Below are 19,157 nucleotides of genomic sequence, written 5' to 3' on the forward strand. Positions count from 1 at the left end.
GCGACCTGAGGGAAGATCGAGGGAGGGGCCGGCGGTACCGCCGACACCGCGGTCGTTCGGGCCCCTCCCTCGATCTTCCCTTAAATCCATGGGTTCAAAGGGCCCACTGGCCCTTTGCGGGGAGCGCGAGGGGCAGCGCCCCTCGCAACCATCCGCGTCACCCTTACACGTCGCAGGCTGTCGATGAAGCTTCTGGTTCTGGATGGGGCTTTGGCCCGGTGTTCCGCGGCGGGTTTCGTCGATGGGGTGCTGGTGGCGGAGGAGGTGGCGGAGGGTGCGCGGCGGCAGCCGGTGGATTTGCCGCCGATGGCGCAGCGTGTGGTGCGCGCCCTGGGGGGGGTGGATGTGGTGGCGGTGGTGGTGGGGCCGGGCGGCTTTACCGGGCTGCGGGCTGCGATCGCTTTGGCGCAGGGGCTGGCACTCGGGGCCGGCGCGCGGCTGGTCGGCGTGACGACCGGCGAGGCTTTGGCGGCCGCCTTGCCGGCGGCGGAGCGCGCCAGGCGGGCGGTGTGGTCGGTGGTGGATACGCGACGCGGCCGGCTGGTGCTGGAGCGTCTGGCGCCGGGCGCCTGGCAGGCGGAGGCGCCGCCGGAGCCGATGGCCGTGGCCGATCTGCCCTGGCCCGAGGGGCCGGTGGCGCTGGTCGGCGATGCGGCGGAGGATGCTGCGGCGGCGCTTTTGGCGCGGGGCGCGGCGGTGTTGCTGACCGGGGTGCGCCTGCCCTTGGCGGCGGCGGCGGGCCGGGTGGCGCTGGAACGCCTCGCGGGGCGAATTCCGATGCGGGATGCGACGCCGCTTTATGTCGAGCCACCGGCGGTGCGGCTGCCGGGATGAACCCCGCCGAGGCCGCCCGGCTGCATGCCGCCTCTTTCCCGGTTGGGGAGGCCTGGGGGGCCGATGCCATCGCGCTGATGCTGGAACTGCCCGGTTGTTTTGGCGTGCTGCGTCCCGGCCAGGGTTTCGTGCTGGCCCGCGTCGCGGCGGATGAGGCGGAGATTCTGACCCTGGCGGTGGTCCCGGCGGCACGCCGCGCCGGGCTGGGCGCGGCACTGCTGGCGGAGGCGATGGCCGGCGCGGTGTTGCGCGGCGCGCGGGCGATGTTCCTGGAAGTCTCCGCGGGCAATGTGGCGGCGCGGTCCCTGTATGCCGCCGCAGGCTTCGCGGAGGTGGGCCGACGCCAACGTTACTATCCCGACGGCAGCGACGCTCTGGTATTACGGCGCGACCTGGACGGCTGACCTCAGCCTTTCTTGCGGATCCACAAAATCATCACGTCATCCGCCGCTTCCCGGGTGCTGAGGACCTGATGGCCTTGCTCGGTGGCGGTGCGCGGCACGTTGCGGCGCGGCTCCTCCCCCTTCAGTTGCAACCGCAGCACCTGTCCCGGCGCCATGCGATCCAGGGCCAGACGGGTGCGCACGAAGGTCATCGGGCAAGTCTCGGTGGTGATATCCAGGTCCCGATCGTGGGTCTGTTCTTCACCCGCGCTAAAATTCATCGCAACCGACCTATTTTGTTTGGAAATCCTCGTTGCGTCACGACGATTCGACGCAATATAGTCGCGAGAAGCGTTTCGGCACAGGACCTCTCGTCCGAATGCCAGGAAGTCTTCGGCAAAGTCCTTGGCCCGCGCCGGCCGATCGCACGAGCGAGATCAAAAAACATGGCTGAAACAACGGCAAATTCCGACCTTCTGGGCCTGACCGCCGAAATCGTGTCAGCCCATGTCTCGAACAACTCCGTGGCTGTCTCCGACCTGCCGAATCTCATCCAGGAAGTCTATCGGACGCTGTCCAACATGGGCCAACCGGTGGTGGAGGTGGCAGAACGGCCGCAGCCCGCCGTTCCCATCAAGAAGTCCGTGACGCCGGAATATCTGATCTGCCTGGAAGACGGCAAGAAGCTGAAGATGCTGAAGCGGCATCTTAAGACCTCCTTCGACATGACGCCGGACCAGTATCGGGAACGTTGGGGCCTTCCTTCCGACTATCCGATGGTGGCGCCGAACTACACCAAGCATCGTTCGACCCTGGCCAAGCGGATCGGCCTCGGCACCAAGCCGCGCGGCCGTCCCCCGGGGCGTGGCCGGCCCGCCGCCGCGGCCCGGGAAGGCTGAAGCAACGGCGCAGGCCGAAGCGCGCGCACCGGCCCTTTATCAGGCGGGTGGCCGAGCCGCGCGGTCGGCGCTATGGATAGCGTGCCGGCCCGCAGGGGTCGGATCGCCGGAAGGTGCCGCGCCCGAATATGCAGAGTTCCGACGCCACCACACGCGCTGACGCGGACCGCCCCGATCCGTCGCGGATCGAGAGGCTGTGCATCGAGCGCGGCCTGAAAATGACCGGGCAGCGCCGGTTGATCGCCCGCGTCCTCAGCGAGGCCGAGGATCATCCGGATGTCGAGGAGCTCTACCGCCGCGCCGTCACGCTGGATGCCCGCATCTCCGTCGCCACCGTCTACCGCACGGTCCGGCTGCTGGAGGAGAAGGGCATCGTCGAGCGCCGCGACTTCGGCGGTGGCCGCGCCCGCTACGACCCCACCGATCGCGGCCACCACCACCATCTGATTGATGTCGATACCGGCCGCGTGCTGGAATTCGAGGATCCTGAGCACGAGAAGCTGGCCCAGGCCATCGCCCGCCGCCTCGGCTTCACCCTGGTGGGCCAGCGGCTGGAGCTGTTTGGTCGCAAGGCCCCCGCCAACCCTCCGACGCGCCCGGCCCGGCCGGTGAAGACCCGCGGCTGACCCCGGCCCACCCTGGTCGTCCAGGGCGGGATCGGGGGGCGCCGGGCATGCGTCCGAAACGGTAAAGCGCGAAAGGATTCGCATGAGTGTGGACGGCCCCCTGCCGGAAGACGCCGGCCCGCCGGCCGAGCGGCCCGACCTCGCCGCCCCCATGGGCGGAAGGTTCGAGGAGCTCCGCGCCGGCAATCTTGGCCTGCGCCTGGCCGAAACGCCGGCGGAGATCGATGCCGCCCAGGCGCTTCGCTACCAGGTCTTCTATGAGGAAATGGGCGCCCATGCCGATCCCGCCATGCGGGCCGCAGGGCGCGATGTCGATGATTTCGACGCCGTGGCCGACCACCTGCTGGTTCTCGACCATGATCTGGGCCAGGGGCCGCAGGCGGTGGTCGGTACCTATCGGCTGATCCGCCGTCAGGGCGCCGACCGGCTGGGCGGCTTCTATTCCGCCGCGGAATACGACATTTCCCCGCTTCTCGCCTTCGATGGCCAGGTGCTGGAGCTGGGTCGGTCCTGCGTGGCGGAGGCCTATCGCACCCGGGGCACGCTGCAATTGCTCTGGCGGGGCATCGCTGCCTTCGTCTTCCGCCACCGCATCGACCTGATGTTCGGCTGCGCCTCCCTGCCCGGCACGGATCTGGAGGCTTTGGCCCCGCAGCTCAGCTACCTCTACGCCAACCACCTGGCCCCGCCGGCACTCCGCCCCCGCGCCCTGCCGGAGCGCTATGTGCGGATGGACCGGCTACCGGCCGAGGCGCTCAACATGCGCGCCGCGCTGGGCGCGTTGCCGCCGCTGGTGAAGGGCTATCTGCGCCTGGGCGGCTTCGTCGGCGACGGCGCGGTGATCGACCGGCAGTTCAACACCACCGATGTCTGCATCGTGGTGAAGACAGACCTGATCACCGACAAGTATTTCCGGCACTACGAGCGCACCGCCGGGCCGGGCTGAGCGGACTCATGCGGCGCGGATGTCGCTGAGGAAGGTGTCGACCTTGCCACGCAGGACCTCCGCCTGACGCGCCAGCTCCGCCGAGGCCGAGCGCACGTCGCTGGCCGCTGAGCCGGTGCGTGCCGCGTCTTCCGACACGCCGCTGGCATGATGCGCCGCCTGCTGCGTGCCGCTCGCGGCCTCCGCCACCGCCTGGCCGATCTCCGCCGTCGCCTGCGCCTGCTGCGATGCCGTCTCCGCCACCTGCGCCGTCGCCGTGTTCAGCGTCTCGATCGTCCGAGCGATCGCCCGCACCACCTCCACCGTCCGGCTCGTCTCCATCTGCATCGCGCCGATCTGCGTGCCGATCTCCTCCGTCGCCTTCGCCGTCTGCGCCGCCAACTGCTTCACCTCAGACGCCACCACGGCAAAGCCCTTTCCGGCCTCGCCGGCGCGGGCCGCCTCGATCGTCGCATTCAGCGCCAGAAGATTTGTTTGGCCGGCAATGTCGCCAATCAGCCGCACCACATCGCCGATCCGCGACGCCGCATCCGACAGGCCGCGCACCGTCGTATCCGTCGCCTCGGCGGCCGCCGTTGCCTCTCGCGCCGCGGTGGCCGAGGCCTCGATCTGGCGCACCACCTCGGCGATCGAGGCCGAAAGCTCCTCTGTCGCCGCCGCGACGCTGCCGACATTGGTGCTGGCCAGCGCCGAGGCATCCGCCACCGCCGTGGCGCGCGCCGCGCCGCTTTCCGCTGTCTCCGCCATCGAGGCCGCCGTCGCGTCCAGCTCCGTCGCCGCGGAAGCCACCGTCCGCAGCACGCCCGCCGTCTCCGCCTCGAAGCCATGCAGCAGGGCCTCGACCTGGGCGGCGCGGGCCAGGCGGGCCTGTTGTTCGCGGCTCTGGGCGGCTTCCAGCGCGGCCCGCTCCAGCGAGGCCTGGCGCAGCTGCTCGATGGCCAAGGCCATCTCACCGAGCTCATCGGAGCGGTCGCGGCCCGGCACTTCCAGGGTCAGTTCGCCGCCACCGATACGGCCCACCACCCCCGTCAGCGCCCCCAGCGGCGCCACCACCCGGCGTAGAAGGAAAAAGAGGACGCTCAGCAGCAGGCCAAGCGCGGCCGCCACGGACAGCCCGGCGAAGAACACTTCGCGCCAATGCTGGTCGCTATCCGCCTCGCCATTGGCCAGGGCTTCCTCCAGCGCCGCGTCGCGCATGGCCAGAAGATCGGCTAGGCCCGCGACGGAGAAGGGACGGAAGGTCGCCAGATCCGTGCTCCAGGGCGTGGCAGAATTGCCAAGACGGGCCCCGGCCTCCTCGACCAGCTTTGCCCAGCCGGGCTCCGACCGGCGGACATAGCCCTCGCGCTGCGCCTCCAGCGCCCGCATCAGCCGCGGCGTGCCCAGGGCTTCCGCCAGACGCTCGATATTGCCGAAGGATTCCGCCATGCGGCCCGACAGTTGCTGGGCCGCCGCGAAGGTCTCGAAGCGCACCGGCTGCCCGCCGAGCCAGGAGGTGATGAACAGGGCGCGACGGCCGGCGAGGTCGCGCAGATTGGCCGAATGGATCGCGATTTCCGTACGGATCGCCAGATCCGCCGCGGTGGTGGCGAGTTCCTTGGAGACGGCCAGGGCCAGCGCGCTCAGCTCATTGCCGATCGTCGAGCGCGCCGCGGTCAGATCGCGCAGGATGGCGGTGTCGCGCGCTTCGACGGCGGCGGGAACCGCCGCCGTGACACGCCGCAGCAGATCGTGGGCGACGGACTGGGTGCGCTCCAGGGCGGCGGGGTCGAAGCCCGCGGCGCGGGCCGTGCCGGTGGCGGTTTCCAGTTGCCGGATGGCCGCCTCGTGCCCCTCCTGCAGCTCGGCGAGGTTCGGGCGCGGCTGCAGCAGGGCGGCGCTCAGCCGGCCCGACTGCACGGCATAGGTGGCCTGGGCACGCAGCACATCGCCGATGGTCCTGGCGGCGAGGGTGGCACGGTCGGCCAGGCGCGCCTCGCGCTGGGCGGTATGGACAAGCCAGCCAGACAGCGCGAGGCCGGGCAGCGCAATCAGCGTGAATCCAATTAAAAAGACGTTTCGTATACGCATGATATGGGGATGCCTGATCTGCATGCGCTATTTAACTTTGGAATTCTTGCTATCACGCTAATGTGAGGTCAACGCCAAACCCCGCCTCGCCAGGAGGCGGAGCGGGAGGCAGGTCGCTGAAAATATTGGCTGTCGCCCCCAATCCGAGGCCCGTCGGACATGGGAAGCGGATGAGCGATGGTACAGGAATCAAGGCCCGCAGGGCGGGCGCTTCAGCCCCAGGGATTGCGTCGCGGTGCGGAGGCAGGCCGCGCCCATGGACCAGAGGCTGCCGGAGCGACGGTGGCCGGCCGTGGCATGGGCCGGCCGGGGCCGCCCCCCATGGCGCGTAGCGCGGCCACGCGGTTCGCGGTCTTCGGATGGGTGGAGAACAGCCCATCCATGCGCAGCCCCGACAGGGGGTTGATGATGAACATATGCGCGGTCGCCGGATTGGCCTCCGCCGCATAGTTCACCCGGCCTTCCTTGTAGGATTCCAGGTGCAGAAGCGCGGAGGCGAGGCCTTCCGGATCGCCGGCAATCTCCGCCCCCACGCGGTCGGCCTCATATTCGCGGGACCGGCTGATCGCCATCTGCACGATCATCGCGGCGATCGGGCCAAGCACCATCATCGCCAGCATGCCGATCATGCCAAAAGGGTTCTGACGGTTGTCGCCGCGGCCGAACAGGAAGCCGAACTGCGCCAGCATGCCGATGGCGCCCGCGATGGTCGCCGTCATGGTCATGATCAGGGTGTCGCGGTTGCGGATATGCGCCAGCTCATGCGCGATCACGCCCGCCACCTCCCGCTCCGGCATCATGTCCAGCAGGCCGGTGTTCAGCGCCACCGCCGCACGGTCCGGGCTGCGGCCGGTGGCGAAGGCATTGGGCTGGTCCTCATGGATCACATAGAGCGCCGGCATGGGCAGGCCGGCATTGCTGGCCAGCTGCTGCGTCATCTGGAACAGCCGTGGCGCGTCGGCCGGCCCGATCGGCTGGGCATTGTGCATGCGCAGCAGCATCCGGTCGCTGTTCCACCAGGCGAAGACATTCATGCCGCAGGCGACCAGGAAGGCGATGACCATGCCCTGCTGGCCTCCCAGCATGAAGCCGACGCCGACGAAGATCGCTGTCAGCCCCGCCAGCAGCACCGCGGTCCGCAGATACCCGCTCATCCTTCCTCCGATCTCGATGCCCGGTCCTGCGTTGCAACCTCTGCAAGCCACCCGGGGATGACCTACATGTGGGATATGAGCAACGCGAATCACGGGGGGGCGGGCACCGCCGCCTCCATCACGAATCCCCCGGCCATGGCCCAGCAGGTGCCGCTGCCACCCCAGGAACCGCCGGGGCCGCCGCCCGGGCACCCGGTGCCGGAGCCCGACCCGGCCCCGATCCAGCCGCCGCCGGATGGCGACATGCCCGTCCCGGGCGATCCGCCGACCCCGCCCTTGGGTGACCCGCCCAGCGAGGCGCCGATCCGCCTGACCCTGCCGCCCGAGATCGGTGGCCCCAAGGGGCCGGAGCCGACGCGCTATGGCGATTGGGAACAGAAGGGCCGCGTCAGCGACTTTTGAGCCGCTGATTTGGCGTTTCGCGACTCGGGGAGCGACTCGGGCGCGACTCGGGGAACGCGATTGTGGGTCCTGCGCCGGGCGCCCCCCAGGTCTTGTGGTGGGAGAACGGAATCAGCGAGTCAGCGATTCGTTCGCGCGACTCGGAACAGCTTGTTGATTCCAAACGGTGTTGGTCGCGCCCAACAAGCCACGATTCACCCCCTGTTCCGAAACGGGGCGAATCGGGAACCGGAACGGCTGCAACGCGTCCGATTCGGGCCTGTCAGCGCCCGCGTCGCGCCAACCATACGCCGAGCCCCAGCACGCCCAGAGCGCAGGCCGCCAGCGCCCATTCCGGCCCCAGCGCCGCCCGCCCGAGACCCATCGCCGCCGGCCCCAGGGACTGGCCAAGGAAGAAACTGAAGGCATGCAGCGCCACCGCGCTGCCGCGCGCCATTGGCGCGACCTCCGTCACCCGGGTCTGGATGGAGCTGTGCATCATGTAGAAGCCGAGCCCAAGCAGCAGGCAGCCGCTGATCAGCACCGCCGCCACCGGCGCCAGCGCCTGGGCCAGCAGCCCGGCCGCGGCGACGATGCCGCCCAGCACCACCATGCGGTTCTGGCCCATGCGGCGCAGCATCAGCCCGGCCAGGATGGCGAAGAGGAAGCCGCCCAGGCCGAAGAAACCCACCGCCAGCCCGGCCTCCGCCACCCCGCCCTGGCCGCGCTCGGTCAGCAGCGGGGCGATGAAGGGGAAGATGCCGAAGATCAGCATCCCCTCCAGGAACACGCAGGCATAGAGCACCCGCGCCGCCGGCTGGGCGATGATCTGCCGGTAGCGGCGCAGCGTGTCGAACAGGTTCAGCCGCGGCCCTCGCGGATCGGGTCGTTGCGGATCGGCCCGCAGCATCGGCACCGCCGCCAGCGTCACCGCCGCGCAGACCAACGTCACGCCTCGCCAGCCGACCCAGGGCTCCAGCGCCGCTGACAGCAGCGCGCCACCGCTCGAACCGGTCAGCCCGGCGACCAGAAGCCGGGAGAGCACGAGCTGGCGGCGCTCCATCGGCACCTGGTCGCCGACCGAGGCAATGGCGAGTGGGAAAATGCCCCCCGCCGCGGCCCCCGCCAGGATGCGCAGCAGGGTCAGCGCCGACAGGTCCGGCGCCAGCGAGGCGGCGGCCAGGGCGGCCGCCAGCGCCAGCAGGCAGATGCGGATCACTCGGCGCTTTCCCACCGCATCGCCCAGCGGCCCCAGCACCGGCTGCACCAGCGCATAGGGCAGGGCGAAGGCCGTGGAGAGCAGGGCGATGGTGGCCGGCGTGGCGGCGAATTCCGCGGCCATGACACCGACCAGCGGATCGAAGGACCGCATGGCCAGGGCCGAGGCGAGGCAGGCCAGGCCGAGCACGAGAATCAGGCGGCGCGTCTCGGAAGGGCGTCGTTCGGGGGGTTCGGCCATTGCGGCAATGCTGCGGGCAAGGCCGCGACGACACAACCGCGCCAGGCGCAATCCTGGCGGGCGCCGCGGATGAGTCTGGCAAAGCGTATCAGATTGTGTGTTAAGTTAAGTAATTATGGACTGGATTAACCATGATGGTGGAAGCGACCCCGCCCTTTACCATTGCCTTTCAACCGATTGTCGACGTCGAGACCGGGCTGACCCTGGCCCAGGAAGCCCTGGTGCGCGGACCCAATGGGGAACCGGCGGGCAGCGTGCTCAGCGCCGTGGCGCCGCAGGACCGCTACCGCGTCGATGCCGAAATCCGCCGTGGCGCGATGGCGGAGGCGCTGCGCCTCGGCCTGCCGGCGACCCAGGCCTCCCTGACCCTGAACATCTTCCCCGGCTGCATCGGCGCGCCGGATTACTGCGCCACCCAGACGGTGGCGGAGGCGGAGGCCATGGGATTTCCCACCGACCGCCTGATCTTCGAGATCAGCGAGATGGAGCCGGTGGAGGACCCGGAAGCGCTGGCCCAGGCGCTGACCGAGTTGCAACGGCGTGGGCTGCGCGTGGCGCTGGACGATGTCGGCACCGGCCATGCGCGAATCCCGCTGCTGATGGTCTGGCGTCCGGACGGCGCCAAGATCGCGCGGGAGGTCATCATGGGCCTGGACAAGGACGAGGCCCGCTTTGAGCGGGTGCGGGACACGCTGGAACAGCTCCAGGCCTTCGGCATGGTGCCGGTGGTGGAGGGTGTCGAGACGCCAGGCGAATTGGCGGCGCTGCGCCGCCTCGGCGTGCGGGCGATGCAGGGCTACCTGTTCGCCCGGCCGGGGCTGGGCGTGCTGCCGGTGCCGGTGGTGCCACGGTGGAGCGCACTGTAGAGCATTTTTCGCAGATCGTTGCGCCCCCGCCCTGCGCTAACCTTCGCCTCTACTGTCGCCAGCATAGGCCCTAGCCCGACTTTCTCAATGCGTAACTGCCGGCACAGAGTATCTGGACGGCGCGGCGAGCGAGCGAGGATACCTACTATCCGCTCGCGCTCATCGTTGCTTCGGGTGGCGGGACTTAGGCGTCACGCCAAGCCCCCAGCCCAGCACCAGCCGGAGCCTCGCTGGGCGTGTTTGATCTCGCACCAATCCGCGATACCGTGCACCCGCTCGCCAGGCTGGACGTCGCGTATGTCAACCACCTCCCCTGGCGCCAGCATGAAAAGTTGCTTCGCCGATGACGACCTGCCATCGCGCACATTCAGATGAACTTTAGCTGTGCGGCTCGCAGGGGCGATCAGCGCGGCGGTGCCGGCAAGATTGCCTCCGAAGCTTGCGACCGTTGCGACCACGTCGTCGATGAGCCCATCGTAGTTCTTGCCGATGGCAGCAAGCCCCTGGGTCGGATCCCGCTTCCGCTTCGGGTCGAGTACCTCATGACCAACGATCCGCCGTGCGGGATCGAGTTGGTAGGTGACGCAGAGCTTCGCCAGGGTCCAGACATAGCGGCGATATGTCTCACTTGGTACGATCGTGCCGCCATAACAAAGTTCGACGCCAATCGCCGCGCTGTTCGCGTCGTGGCCGAACATCTGGTTGTCGGTCGGCACATTGTAGAAGACGTGATAGGCGATCTCCGCGGCGCTCCCGGCGACAAGGCCAGAGGGCACCGTCTCGATCACGTCGCGGTCGTCCACGAAGAGGTGGGCGGAGGAGACCATGTCGCGAGGCGGATTGGGATCGTTCTGGTACCATCGCGCATGGGCGCGCGCGCTGGCGCCGGGGTTCCCAGTATCGTGGGCGACGAGGAAGACTACCTTCTGAATCTTCGCGCCGGGGCGGCGCCTCGATCCGAGGGGCACAAGGTAGGGGACGACCGGGTAGCTGTCAGGCTCCAGGGTCATTGTGCTCACCCGTAGACGAATGGTTGGTCTGGAGCGGTGAGCCGGTCGGGTACCGGTCTCCCCTCACCATCGGTTGTGGTGACGACCACCTGCGTAGCTGGCTGGAGAGCGGCAGGTGTTGGCGCAGAGGAACTCTGGGCTGTCTCCGGCTTCATAGTAGAGCGTATTGCAATGACCTTGCTCAGCAGGTCGAACCAGAAAGGTGCACCCAGCGTCGCGGCGAGCGCAAAGGCCAGGTAGCCCATGGCCAGTTCGAGAAGCGTAGTGCCGCCGAAGCCACCAAACAGCAGCTTCGGCATGCTTGGCCGCACGCTTTCGCCCCAGCCGATTGGGAGGCCCGTGACTCGGACCGCGGCGTCCAGCGCAATGACCTCGTCTGCCGACAGCGGAGCACCTTCGGCAGAGGTCCGCTCCGCCATCCGCACGATGCTCTCGCGCGTTGTCTGGTCGACAGAGAGATGCTTGGCGATAACTACCGCATTGAAGTTGAGAGCTACTGCGAAGACGAGGCCGCCGAGGAACATGAACCATTGGGTGTGGCGGCGATACATGCCGGAAGTGCGGTCCATCGCGCTGTCGTACCATGCGGCCATCTCGGCCTTGATCTGCTCGGAGCCCTCGCCCCCCTGCCGAGTGAACATCTGATAGGCCCTTGCCGCGGCGCTGTCGGGCGGCAGTTGCTCGCCTGCATTTATGAGGTCCGCCACGGCCGCGGCGAAAGCCATGGATGGAATGTAGGATGGCGCGTTGGTTCCGAGGCCGGTCTTGACTGTATCACCTCGGTAGAGCGCATAGATGAGCGGGTGCTGCTGAAATGCCTTCAGCGCCTCAGCTGTCTTCTGTTCCGACAAACTGCGATCGCCCGGCGGACCCAGCAACTCCACAAGCGCCTGCTGGAGATTGTTGGCGCGGCTTTTCAGCACAGCTTCTAACGACTCGCGTGCTGCCGTCATGAGAAGGCTAAATAATAAAAACATGAGGATCAGCCCGACGGCGACCTCCAGGATTTCCGATCCGAACATCGTAGCGCCCAGCGATGTGGCCCAATAACGATACCGTTTCTTACCGTGTTGGCAACATAAATAACTGGTCCGCGCCGCAATGTTGAAGGCCGTCACGCGGCCCGATCGTGGAGAGGTTTGGCTGCGCGTGCCGCGATGGTCCTCGGTCGGCGTCGAGCGCTGCGCCTCTACCTGACGCGGTTGTCCACCAGGTCCTGCACCACCGCCGGATCGGCCAGTGTCGAGGTATCGCCCAGCGCGTCCGTCTCATTCGCAGCAATCTTGCGCAGAATACGACGCATGATCTTGCCGGAACGGGTCTTGGGGAGTCCCGGGGCCCATTGGATCGCGTCGGGGCTGGCAATGGGCCCGATCTCCTTGCGCACCCAGGCCACCAGTTCCTTGCGCAGCGCCTCGCTCGGCTCCTCGCCGGTCTTCAGCGTGACATAGGCGTAGATGCCCTGGCCCTTGATGTCGTGCGGCATGCCGACCACGGCCGCCTCCGCCACCTTGGGATGGGCGACCAGCGCGGATTCCACCTCCGCCGTGCCCATGCGGTGGCCGGCGACGTTGATCACGTCGTCCACCCGGCCCGTGATCCAGTAATAGCCGTCGGCATCGCGCCGGGCGCCGTCACCGGTGAAGTAGGTGCCCTTGAATGTCGAGAAGTAGGTCTGCACGAAGCGCTCATGGTCGCCATAGACCGTGCGCATCTGCCCGGGCCAGCTATCCAGCAGCACGAGGTTCCCCTCCGTCGCGCCCTCCAGGACATGGCCGTCATTGTCCACCAGCGCCGGCAGCACGCCGGGCAGCGGCAGGGTGGCGGAGCCGGGTTTTTGGGCGATGGCGCCGGGCAGCGGGCTGATCAGGATGCCGCCGGTCTCGGTCTGCCACCAGGTGTCCACGATCGGGCAGCGCTCATCGCCCACATTGCGGTAGTACCAGAGCCAGGCTTCCGGGTTGATCGGCTCCCCCACGCTGCCCAGGATGCGCAGGCTGGCGCGGCTGGTCTTCTTCACCGGCGCCTCACCTTCGCGCATCAGGGCGCGGATGGCGGTGGGCGCGGTGTAGAAGATATTGACCTGATGCTTGTCCACCACCTCCCAGAACCGCGACACGGTCGGGTAGTTGGGCACGCCCTCGAACATCAGACTAGTCGCGCCATTCGCGAGCGGGCCGTAGACGATATAGGTGTGGCCGGTCACCCAGCCGACATCCGCCGTGCACCAGTAGATCTCACCGGGGCGGTAGTCGAAGACATTCTCATGGGTGAAGCTGGCCCAGACCATGTAGCCACCGGTGGTGTGCAGCACGCCCTTCGGCTTTCCGGTGCTGCCGCTGGTGTAAAGGATGAACAGCGGGTCCTCCGCGCCCATCGCCTCCGGCTCCGCCGTCTCCGGCTGGGTGTCGCAGGCATCGGACCACCAGATATCGCGCTCTGGCAGCATCGCCACCGCACCGCCGGTGTTCTGGGCGACGATGACGTTGCGGATGCTGGGGCAGGTCTTCAGCGCCTCATCCGCATTGGCCTTCAGCGGCACCTTGCGGCCGCCGCGCCGGCCTTCATCGGCCGTGATCAGCAGCACGCAGTCCGAATCCTGGATGCGCGACGCCAGGCTGTCGGGCGAGAAGCCGCCGAAGACGATGGAATGCACCGCGCCGATGCGGGCGCAGGCCAGCATGGCGACCGCGGCTTCGACGATCATCGGCAGGTAGATGCAGACCCGGTCGCCCTTCTGCACGCCCATGCCGCGCATGGCATTGGCCAATTGGCAGACCCGGCCATGCAGTTCCCGGTAGGTGACCTTGGCATCGCTGGCCGGGTCATCCCCTTCCCAGATGATCGCCACCTGATCGCCGCGCTCCGCCAGATGCCGGTCGAGGCAGGAGACGGAGGCGTTCAGCACCCCATCCTCGAACCACTTGATCGAGACCTTGCCCGACTCGCCGCCGAAATCGACATTCTTGATGACGGTCGGCGCCCGCATCCAGGCGATCCGCCCCGCCTCCTTCGCCCAGAAGGCATTGGGGTCGGTCGCGGCGGCCGCGACCATCGCCTTGTAGCCGGCGGCATCGACATGCGCGCGCGCGGCGATCTCGGGCTTCACGGCGATCAGGCTATTGTCGGTCATGGGCGTCCTCGCAGTCTCGTTCCGGCCTGCTGGCCGGTTCATAGGAGGTGAATGGGGCACGCGGCCATGACGTGCGTCAACCATTTGACAGCGCCACGGCCGGGCGCTTCCTGCGGCCGGGTCGCGAAAGGTGGCGGGCATGGATGGATGGGCGGAATCGGCGGCGGCCTGGATCGCGGTGATGGCGGAAGAAGGCGATTACGGCCGCCGCTTCGTGCTGGACGCGCCGATGCTGGCGCGGGTGGATGCGGCGCCGGTACAGCTGGCGCTGGATGTCGGCTGCGGCGAGGGCCGCTTCTGCCGGATGCTGCGCGCGCGCGGCATCTCGGCCATCGGCATCGACCCGACCGAGGCACTTCTGGACGAAGCCCGGAAGCGCGACCCGGAGGGTGATTACCGCGCCGGCCGGGCGGAGGCGCTGCCCCTGCCGGATGGCGCCTGCGACCTGGTGGTGAGCTACCTCAGCCTGATCGACATCCCGGACGCCGCCACCGCCATCGCCGAGATGGCCCGGGTGCTGGCCCCCGGCGGCCGATTGCTGATCGCCAACCTGAATAGCTTCTTCACCGCCGGCCTGCCCGAGGGCTGGGCGCGGGATGGCGAGGAAAAGACCCACTTCGCCATCGACCACTATCTGGAGGAACGCGCCCATTGGGTCGGCTGGCGCGGCATCCGCATCCAGAACTGGCACCGGCCGATGAGCCTGTACATGACCCTTCTGCTGAGCCAGGGGCTGGTGATGACCCATTTCGCCGAGCCCGCGCCGCGCGAGGGCGGTGACCCGCACGCGGCGGCGCGCTACCGCCGCGTGCCCTATTTTCACATCATGGAATGGCGCAGGCCGGGATAGCAGGTTGACGCGCGCGATCAGCTCCCCGTGATGCCCCTCTCCCGCGCGATACCGGCGAAGGTTGTCACCGTGCGGTCGAACAATGCGGCAAACTCCGCCTGGCCGAGGCCGGAGGGCGTGAAGCCCAGCCCGGCCAGGCGCTCCCGCAGCGCCGGATCGGCCAGCATGGCGCGGTTGGCCGCCTGCAGCTTCTCCAGCGCCACGGCAGGGGTGCCGGCGGGGGCGAAGAAGCCGATCCAGGTGTCCTGCACGAAGCGCGGTGCGATGGTCTCCGCCGCCGTCGGCACGTCCGGCAGGCTGGGCGGCCGCTCCGCGCTGGTGACGAACAGCGGCACCAGGCTGCGGTCGCGGGCATGCGGCACGCCGGCGGAGAAAGTGACGATGCCCACGTCGATGTTCCCTGCCAGCAGATCCTGCAGCACCGGCCCGCCGCCGCGATAGGGCACATGCTCCACCCGCAGGCCGCCTGCCTCCCGCAGCAGCAATTCGCTGGTCAAGTGCTGCGACGCGCCGATGCCCGGCACGCCGACATTCAGCCCGCCCGGCCGCGCCTTGGCCGCCGCGGCGAAGTCCTGCGCGCTGGCGATGCCGGAGCGCGGATGGGTGAAGAAGCCGTGTTCCGCCGTCACCGTCAGCGCCACCGGCCGCAGCGTGCTGCGCTGGGATGGCGCGCCCGCCACGGGCACGGCCTCCGTCGCCGCGAAGGTGTCATTGGCCAGCAGCAGGGTCAGGCCATCGGCATTGGCGCGCGCCGCTGCCTGGCCACCGACGCGGCCGGAGGCGCCGCCGATATTCTCGATAACGACGCTCTGGCCCAGCTGCGCGCTCAGCGCCTGCTGCACCGCGCGCGCCAGCTGGTCCACCGCGCCGCCGGGCGGCCAGGGCACGACCAGGCGGATCGGCCGGTCCGGCCAGGTGGATTGGGCACGGGCCAGATACGGCGTCGCCAGCGGGGCGGCGGCAAGGGTGCGCAACAGGAGGCGACGGCGGAAATGGTCACGAGGTACGAAAGTCATGGAGGTCTCCAGGGTCAGGGGCTGCGCGGCGGAGGTGGGCTCCGGCGACATCGCGGCAGGCGCTGACGCGGCGAATGAGGCTTCATCATGGAAGTTTTTTCCATGCATATGGCCATATTCGTCAATCTAAAGATTTTTATGCTATTTTTTCTTGGCCCGTCAGAAGCCTTGGCGCCGCCGCCCGCGATGGGCCGCCGATCCATGCCCCTCCGCGTGCTGGCCGGCGCCCTCGGCCAAAAAGTTCCACGGCTCGCAGCCGCGTGAACGCACCGCCGCTTTCCTGCCACGGTCGCGCCACCCATCTGCCCCGACGGGCGGCCGCAATGGGCTGGCTTCGGGAAAGGGGACTGCCCATGCGCCATATCCGCCGCGCCGCCGTCACCGGCCTGCTCGCCGTCTGGCTCGCCCCGCTCTCCGCCGTGGCGGAGGCTCGCACCGCCCGCGCCCTGGCGTCGGAACAACCCTGCCTTCAGATTGTGGATGAGGAGGTGGAACGGGTGGTGGTGGCGCCCCGGCCGGTCTCCGACCAGGCCGGCTGACGCTCAGTCGGGCCGACGCCGGAAGGCCACCAGCAGGTTGTTGGCCGGCATTTCGATGACCGTCGGCGGGCCAAAGCCGTCCGTCACCGCCTGTGCCGCCACAATCTCCAACGCCCGGAGCCCCCATTCCGGATTGCGCGCGCGCAAGCTGGCGTCGAAATCCTCATTGCTCGGCGCGGTCGGCACGCCGTCCCGGCGATAGGGGCCGTAGAGCAGCAGCGGCGCCCCCGCCGGCAGCAGCCGCGCCGCGCCGCGCAGCAGGCCCAGCGTCGCCGCCCAGGGCGCGATATGGATCATGTTGATGCAGAGCACCGCATCGGCGGCCGTGATCGGCCAGTCCGCCGCCATGGCATCCAGCGCCAGGGCCGGGCGGATGCGGGGCTGGCCCGCGCACCAGGCATCGATGCTGGCGCGCGACTCCGCATCCGGATCGCTCGGCTGGAAGGTCAGGCCCGGCAGGGCGGCGGCGAAATGCAGCGCGTGCTCCCCGGTGCCACTCGCCACCTCCAGCACCAGGCCGGTGGCCGGCAGCAGCGGGCGCAGCGCCGCCAGGATCGGGTCCCGGTTGCGGGCGGCGGCGGGCGCGGCGCGGCGCGGGTCCTGGCTCATACCACCGTTCCGACCAACGCGCCGATCGCCGCCGTGATCGCCATGGCCAGCGCCCCCCAGAACGTCACCCGCACCGTTGCCTTCAGCACATCCGCCCCGCCGGCCCGCGCGCCGATGGCGCCAAGCAACGCGAGGAAGGCGAGCGAGGCCAGCGACACGCCCGCCACCAGCGCAGCTCGTGGCAGCAGCAGCACCATGGCGAGCGGCATCGCCGCGCCGACCGCGAAACTCGCCGCCGAGGCCATCGCCGCCTGCACCGGTCGTGCCGTGGTGATCTCCGTGATGCCCAGCTCGTCCCGCGCATGCGACCCGAGCGCATCCCGCGCCATCAGCTGCACGGCGACCTGGCGGGCCAGGTCCGGCTCCACGCCGCGCGCGACATAGATCTGGGCGAGTTCCTCCCGCTCCGACTCCGGCTGGGTGGTGAGTTCGGCGGTCTCCCGCGCCAGATCCGCCCGTTCAGTGTCGGATTGCGAGCTGACCGAGACATATTCGCCTGCCGCCATGGACATCGCGCCGGCAACCAGCCCGGCGGTGCCGGCCAGCAGCACATCGGCATTGGTGGCGGCCGCGGCGGCGACGCCGACGATCAGGCTGGCGGTGGAAACGATGCCGTCATTGGCGCCCAGCACGGCGGCGCGCAGCCAGCCGATGCGGGAAACGAGATGGCTTTCGATGTGGCGATGGTGACGCTTCACGCGGGGCGACTCCGGATCTGGCGAGCGGGCTGGTCCGTTCGTTCCCCTCCTTGTCGCACGGATCGCCGCGCCGTCTCAGCGCGCCGCGATGCGACCATCCAGCCGCGCCACCACCTCGCCCAGCCCCGTCAGATGGGCGGCGAAGGCATCTTCCATCGGCGGCCCGGAATCATAGGCCTCCAGCGCCGCATCACGGAAGGTGGCGTAGCCGTCGCCGCCGGTGCGCAGGAAGTTGTTGGTCACCACCAGATAGACGGCGGCGGGGTCCACCGGCCCGGGCCTTTGGCCCGTGGTCACAACCGCCTCCCGGATGCGCTGGCCGGCCGGGGCGGCGGGGGTCCAGGTGAAGCGCAGCCCAGCCACTTGCGGGAAGCGCCCACTGCCGGGGGTGGAAACGCCATTCTCCAGCGCCGCCAGCAGGTCGGCGCCGCGCAGCCGCAGCGTGGCGACGGTGTTGGAGAAGGGCAGCGTGGTCAGCACGTCGCCCAGTGTGATGCTGCCAGCGGGCAGGCCGGTGCGGATGCCGCCCGCATTGGTCAGCGCCAGGTCCGCCCCCGGCACCGACGCCAGCAGCGCTTCCGCCAGAAGATTGCCCACGGCGCATTCGCCGATCCGGCAGGTGGTGTTCTCCAGCCCGCCGGCATTGCGCGCGACCGGCCGTTCGCGGAAGGCCCCGATCGGCGCGGCGAATTCCGCCACCAGCCTTGCCGTCGCCGGGTCCTCCGGCATCACCTCGGTGATCTCCTCCGCGCCGCCGCCATGCGCGGCGATGCGGCCATCGGCGGCCAGATCCAGGTCGAGCCGCCCATGCCAGCGGCCGAAGGCGCCGGCCTGGACGATGCGCACCGGGCGGTCGACGCCTTCGATCACCAGCGGCGGCGTGACCAGCGTATGGGAATGGCCGCCGACGATCACATCGATGCCCGGCACAGCCTGCGCCAGCACCCGATCCGCCGCGACGCCCTGATGCGACAGGATGACGATGGTGGCCGGCCCCGCCGCCCGGATCTCGGCGATCGCTCGCGCCACCTCCGCCTCGCCGGAGGTGAAGCGCAGGTTCGGGCCAGGGGAGGAGACCTGCGGAATCGTCTCCAGCGTCAGGCCGATGACGCCGATGCGCGCGCCGCCTGTGGTGAAGACGGCATAGGGCGCGACCAGTCCGGCCAGCGCCGGCTCCCGCGCAATATCCATATTGGCGGCAAGAAGCGGCACGCCGAGCAGGCGCAGATAGGCGGCCAGCGTCTCCGGCCCACCGGTGAAGTCGTGGTTGCCGGGCGCCATGGCCTGCACGCCCCATTGCCGCTGCACCGCCGCTTCCGCGCGGCCGCGATGCAGGGTGAAGAACAGGCTGCCGAGGAACTGGTCGCCGGCATCCAGCGCCAGCACTGCGCGACCTTCCGCCAGCGCCGCCGCGCGCGCGGCCTGGACGGCGGCGACCAGCCGCGCCGCGCCGCCGAAGCAGGGCGCGCCGGCGCGGCAAGCGGCGGTGGAACTCTGGGCCCCCTCATGCCGGCTGTGAAAATCGTTCACATGCAGCAGCGTCACCCGCCGCACCGCCTGCGCCCGCGGCGCGCGCAAGGCGGGGGCGGCCAGCGGCAGGCTGAGCAGAAGACGGCGGCGCAGGATCATCGGTGGCATTCCCGGGCGGGGCGGCCCTGGGTAGCGGATCGGCGCGGCCACGTCA

The 19,157-nt window shown here is 69.4% G+C and carries 21 protein-coding genes; 10 read left to right on the forward strand and 11 right to left on the reverse strand.

Annotation, left to right across the window (positions count from 1 at the left end):
• Positions 1-183: 183 nt before the first annotated feature.
• Complete coding sequence (tsaB, locus tag ACVFYP_RS23890) at positions 184-834, forward strand: tRNA (adenosine(37)-N6)-threonylcarbamoyltransferase complex dimerization subunit type 1 TsaB (RefSeq protein WP_499202736.1); 651 nt, start codon at positions 184-186, stop codon at positions 832-834.
• Positions 831-1,238, forward strand: coding sequence for a GNAT family N-acetyltransferase (locus ACVFYP_RS23895; protein ID WP_499202737.1), 408 nt, complete (start codon positions 831-833; stop codon positions 1,236-1,238). The genes tsaB and ACVFYP_RS23895 overlap by 4 nt, the downstream gene beginning before the upstream one ends.
• Positions 1,239-1,240: 2 nt before the next feature.
• Here the strand turns inward: ACVFYP_RS23895 and ACVFYP_RS23900 are convergent, their stop codons facing one another.
• Positions 1,241-1,498 (reverse strand): sulfurtransferase TusA family protein, encoded by a 258-nt coding sequence (locus ACVFYP_RS23900; RefSeq protein WP_499202738.1) that lies wholly within the window; start codon positions 1,496-1,498, stop codon positions 1,241-1,243.
• A gap of 165 nt (positions 1,499-1,663) precedes the next feature.
• On the opposite strand from ACVFYP_RS23900, the gene ACVFYP_RS23905 reads away from it, so the two are divergent.
• The 3 genes from ACVFYP_RS23905 to ACVFYP_RS23915 all read left to right on the forward strand — a co-directional run bounded on the left by ACVFYP_RS23905 (position 1,664) and on the right by ACVFYP_RS23915 (position 3,688).
• Positions 1,664-2,116: a Ros/MucR family transcriptional regulator gene (locus ACVFYP_RS23905; protein WP_499202739.1), complete on the forward strand. Its 453-nt coding sequence runs from the start codon at positions 1,664-1,666 to the stop codon at positions 2,114-2,116.
• Between the two features lie 128 nt (positions 2,117-2,244).
• Positions 2,245-2,742, forward strand: a complete 498-nt coding sequence (locus ACVFYP_RS23910) for a Fur family transcriptional regulator (protein ID WP_499202998.1) — start codon at positions 2,245-2,247, stop codon at positions 2,740-2,742.
• Between the two features lie 151 nt (positions 2,743-2,893).
• Complete coding sequence (locus tag ACVFYP_RS23915; protein WP_499202999.1) at positions 2,894-3,688, forward strand: GNAT family N-acetyltransferase; 795 nt, start codon at positions 2,894-2,896, stop codon at positions 3,686-3,688.
• 6 nt (positions 3,689-3,694) lie between these two features.
• Here the strand turns inward: ACVFYP_RS23915 and ACVFYP_RS23920 are convergent, their stop codons facing one another.
• Both ACVFYP_RS23920 and htpX read right to left on the reverse strand, forming a co-directional pair.
• Positions 3,695-5,758 (reverse strand): methyl-accepting chemotaxis protein, encoded by a 2,064-nt coding sequence (locus ACVFYP_RS23920; protein WP_499202740.1) that lies wholly within the window; start codon positions 5,756-5,758, stop codon positions 3,695-3,697.
• Between the two features lie 212 nt (positions 5,759-5,970).
• Positions 5,971-6,912, reverse strand: coding sequence for a zinc metalloprotease HtpX (gene htpX, locus ACVFYP_RS23925; protein ID WP_499202741.1), 942 nt, complete (start codon positions 6,910-6,912; stop codon positions 5,971-5,973).
• 135 nt (positions 6,913-7,047) lie between these two features.
• On the opposite strand from htpX, the gene ACVFYP_RS23930 reads away from it, so the two are divergent.
• The gene (locus ACVFYP_RS23930) at positions 7,048-7,314 is read left to right on the forward strand and encodes a DUF1674 domain-containing protein (RefSeq protein ID WP_499202742.1); all 267 of its coding nucleotides are present in this window, start codon (positions 7,048-7,050) and stop codon (positions 7,312-7,314) included.
• Between the two features lie 262 nt (positions 7,315-7,576).
• Here the strand turns inward: ACVFYP_RS23930 and ACVFYP_RS23935 are convergent, their stop codons facing one another.
• A complete protein-coding gene (locus ACVFYP_RS23935) occupies positions 7,577-8,752 on the reverse strand; it encodes an MFS transporter (RefSeq protein WP_499202743.1) in 1,176 nt (391 codons plus the stop codon).
• Positions 8,753-8,883: 131 nt separating this feature from the next.
• Here ACVFYP_RS23935 and ACVFYP_RS23940 point away from each other — a divergent pair, with 131 nt between their 5' ends.
• Positions 8,884-9,618, forward strand: a complete 735-nt coding sequence (locus ACVFYP_RS23940; RefSeq protein ID WP_499202744.1) for an EAL domain-containing protein — start codon at positions 8,884-8,886, stop codon at positions 9,616-9,618.
• A 191-nt stretch (positions 9,619-9,809) separates the two neighbouring features.
• Here the strand turns inward: ACVFYP_RS23940 and ACVFYP_RS23945 are convergent, their stop codons facing one another.
• The 3 genes from ACVFYP_RS23945 to acs all read right to left on the reverse strand — a co-directional run bounded on the left by ACVFYP_RS23945 (position 9,810) and on the right by acs (position 13,761).
• Positions 9,810-10,628 (reverse strand): N-acetylmuramoyl-L-alanine amidase, encoded by an 819-nt coding sequence (locus ACVFYP_RS23945; protein WP_499202745.1) that lies wholly within the window; start codon positions 10,626-10,628, stop codon positions 9,810-9,812.
• A gap of 5 nt (positions 10,629-10,633) precedes the next feature.
• On the reverse strand, positions 10,634-11,746 hold the full coding sequence (locus ACVFYP_RS23950; protein WP_499202746.1) for a hypothetical protein: 1,113 nt from the start codon (positions 11,744-11,746) through the stop codon (positions 10,634-10,636).
• 71 nt (positions 11,747-11,817) lie between these two features.
• A complete protein-coding gene (gene acs, locus ACVFYP_RS23955) occupies positions 11,818-13,761 on the reverse strand; it encodes an acetate--CoA ligase (protein WP_499202747.1) in 1,944 nt (647 codons plus the stop codon).
• Between the two features lie 139 nt (positions 13,762-13,900).
• Between acs and ACVFYP_RS23960 the strand changes: the two genes are divergently transcribed.
• On the forward strand, positions 13,901-14,611 hold the full coding sequence (locus ACVFYP_RS23960; RefSeq protein ID WP_499202748.1) for a class I SAM-dependent methyltransferase: 711 nt from the start codon (positions 13,901-13,903) through the stop codon (positions 14,609-14,611).
• 17 nt (positions 14,612-14,628) lie between these two features.
• On the opposite strand, the gene ACVFYP_RS23965 is transcribed toward ACVFYP_RS23960, so the two are convergent.
• Positions 14,629-15,627: a Bug family tripartite tricarboxylate transporter substrate binding protein gene (locus tag ACVFYP_RS23965; RefSeq protein WP_499202749.1), complete on the reverse strand. Its 999-nt coding sequence runs from the start codon at positions 15,625-15,627 to the stop codon at positions 14,629-14,631.
• 87 nt (positions 15,628-15,714) lie between these two features.
• Here ACVFYP_RS23965 and ACVFYP_RS23970 point away from each other — a divergent pair, with 87 nt between their 5' ends.
• Together ACVFYP_RS23970 and ACVFYP_RS23975 are read left to right on the forward strand one after the other, a co-directional pair.
• Positions 15,715-15,891 carry a hypothetical protein gene (locus tag ACVFYP_RS23970; RefSeq protein WP_499202750.1) on the forward strand — a complete coding sequence of 59 codons (177 nt, stop codon included), beginning with the start codon at positions 15,715-15,717 and terminating at the stop codon, positions 15,889-15,891.
• A gap of 89 nt (positions 15,892-15,980) precedes the next feature.
• Entirely contained in the window at positions 15,981-16,166 is a 186-nt protein-coding gene (locus tag ACVFYP_RS23975) for a hypothetical protein (protein WP_499202751.1), read from the forward strand.
• Between the two features lie 3 nt (positions 16,167-16,169).
• Here the strand turns inward: ACVFYP_RS23975 and ACVFYP_RS23980 are convergent, their stop codons facing one another.
• The 3 genes from ACVFYP_RS23980 to ACVFYP_RS23990 all read right to left on the reverse strand — a co-directional run bounded on the left by ACVFYP_RS23980 (position 16,170) and on the right by ACVFYP_RS23990 (position 19,102).
• On the reverse strand, positions 16,170-16,775 hold the full coding sequence (locus ACVFYP_RS23980; protein ID WP_499202752.1) for a DUF938 domain-containing protein: 606 nt from the start codon (positions 16,773-16,775) through the stop codon (positions 16,170-16,172).
• Entirely contained in the window at positions 16,772-17,473 is a 702-nt protein-coding gene (locus ACVFYP_RS23985) for a VIT1/CCC1 transporter family protein (protein ID WP_499202753.1), read from the reverse strand. Before ACVFYP_RS23985 ends, ACVFYP_RS23980 begins: the two co-directional genes overlap by 4 nt.
• Positions 17,474-17,548: 75 nt before the next feature.
• The gene (locus ACVFYP_RS23990; RefSeq protein WP_499202754.1) at positions 17,549-19,102 is read right to left on the reverse strand and encodes a bifunctional metallophosphatase/5'-nucleotidase; all 1,554 of its coding nucleotides are present in this window, start codon (positions 19,100-19,102) and stop codon (positions 17,549-17,551) included.
• Between the last annotated feature and the right edge of the window lie 55 nt (positions 19,103-19,157).

The sequence above is a fragment of the Roseomonas sp. F4 genome (assembly GCF_053891155.1).

What these genes read in the sequence shown, in the direction of transcription:
- tsaB (WP_499202736.1), top strand. Translation starts at nt 184, where the DNA reads ATGAAGCTTCTGGTTCTGGATGGGGCTTTGGCCCGGTGTTCCGCGGCG.
- ACVFYP_RS23895 (WP_499202737.1), top strand. Translation starts at nt 831, where the DNA reads ATGAACCCCGCCGAGGCCGCCCGGCTGCATGCCGCCTCTTTCCCGGTT.
- ACVFYP_RS23900 (WP_499202738.1), bottom strand. Translation starts at nt 1,498, where the DNA reads ATGAATTTTAGCGCGGGTGAAGAACAGACCCACGATCGGGACCTGGAT.
- ACVFYP_RS23905 (WP_499202739.1), top strand. Translation starts at nt 1,664, where the DNA reads ATGGCTGAAACAACGGCAAATTCCGACCTTCTGGGCCTGACCGCCGAA.
- ACVFYP_RS23910 (WP_499202998.1), top strand. Translation starts at nt 2,245, where the DNA reads ATGCAGAGTTCCGACGCCACCACACGCGCTGACGCGGACCGCCCCGAT.
- ACVFYP_RS23915 (WP_499202999.1), top strand. Translation starts at nt 2,894, where the DNA reads ATGGGCGGAAGGTTCGAGGAGCTCCGCGCCGGCAATCTTGGCCTGCGC.
- ACVFYP_RS23920 (WP_499202740.1), bottom strand. Translation starts at nt 5,758, where the DNA reads ATGCGTATACGAAACGTCTTTTTAATTGGATTCACGCTGATTGCGCTG.
- htpX (WP_499202741.1), bottom strand. Translation starts at nt 6,912, where the DNA reads ATGAGCGGGTATCTGCGGACCGCGGTGCTGCTGGCGGGGCTGACAGCG.
- ACVFYP_RS23930 (WP_499202742.1), top strand. Translation starts at nt 7,048, where the DNA reads ATGGCCCAGCAGGTGCCGCTGCCACCCCAGGAACCGCCGGGGCCGCCG.
- ACVFYP_RS23935 (WP_499202743.1), bottom strand. Translation starts at nt 8,752, where the DNA reads ATGGCCGAACCCCCCGAACGACGCCCTTCCGAGACGCGCCGCCTGATT.
- ACVFYP_RS23940 (WP_499202744.1), top strand. Translation starts at nt 8,884, where the DNA reads ATGATGGTGGAAGCGACCCCGCCCTTTACCATTGCCTTTCAACCGATT.
- ACVFYP_RS23945 (WP_499202745.1), bottom strand. Translation starts at nt 10,628, where the DNA reads ATGACCCTGGAGCCTGACAGCTACCCGGTCGTCCCCTACCTTGTGCCC.
- acs (WP_499202747.1), bottom strand. Translation starts at nt 13,761, where the DNA reads ATGACCGACAATAGCCTGATCGCCGTGAAGCCCGAGATCGCCGCGCGC.
- ACVFYP_RS23960 (WP_499202748.1), top strand. Translation starts at nt 13,901, where the DNA reads ATGGATGGATGGGCGGAATCGGCGGCGGCCTGGATCGCGGTGATGGCG.
- ACVFYP_RS23965 (WP_499202749.1), bottom strand. Translation starts at nt 15,627, where the DNA reads ATGACTTTCGTACCTCGTGACCATTTCCGCCGTCGCCTCCTGTTGCGC.
- ACVFYP_RS23970 (WP_499202750.1), top strand. Translation starts at nt 15,715, where the DNA reads ATGGAAGTTTTTTCCATGCATATGGCCATATTCGTCAATCTAAAGATT.
- ACVFYP_RS23975 (WP_499202751.1), top strand. Translation starts at nt 15,981, where the DNA reads ATGCGCCATATCCGCCGCGCCGCCGTCACCGGCCTGCTCGCCGTCTGG.
- ACVFYP_RS23980 (WP_499202752.1), bottom strand. Translation starts at nt 16,775, where the DNA reads ATGAGCCAGGACCCGCGCCGCGCCGCGCCCGCCGCCGCCCGCAACCGG.
- ACVFYP_RS23990 (WP_499202754.1), bottom strand. Translation starts at nt 19,102, where the DNA reads ATGATCCTGCGCCGCCGTCTTCTGCTCAGCCTGCCGCTGGCCGCCCCC.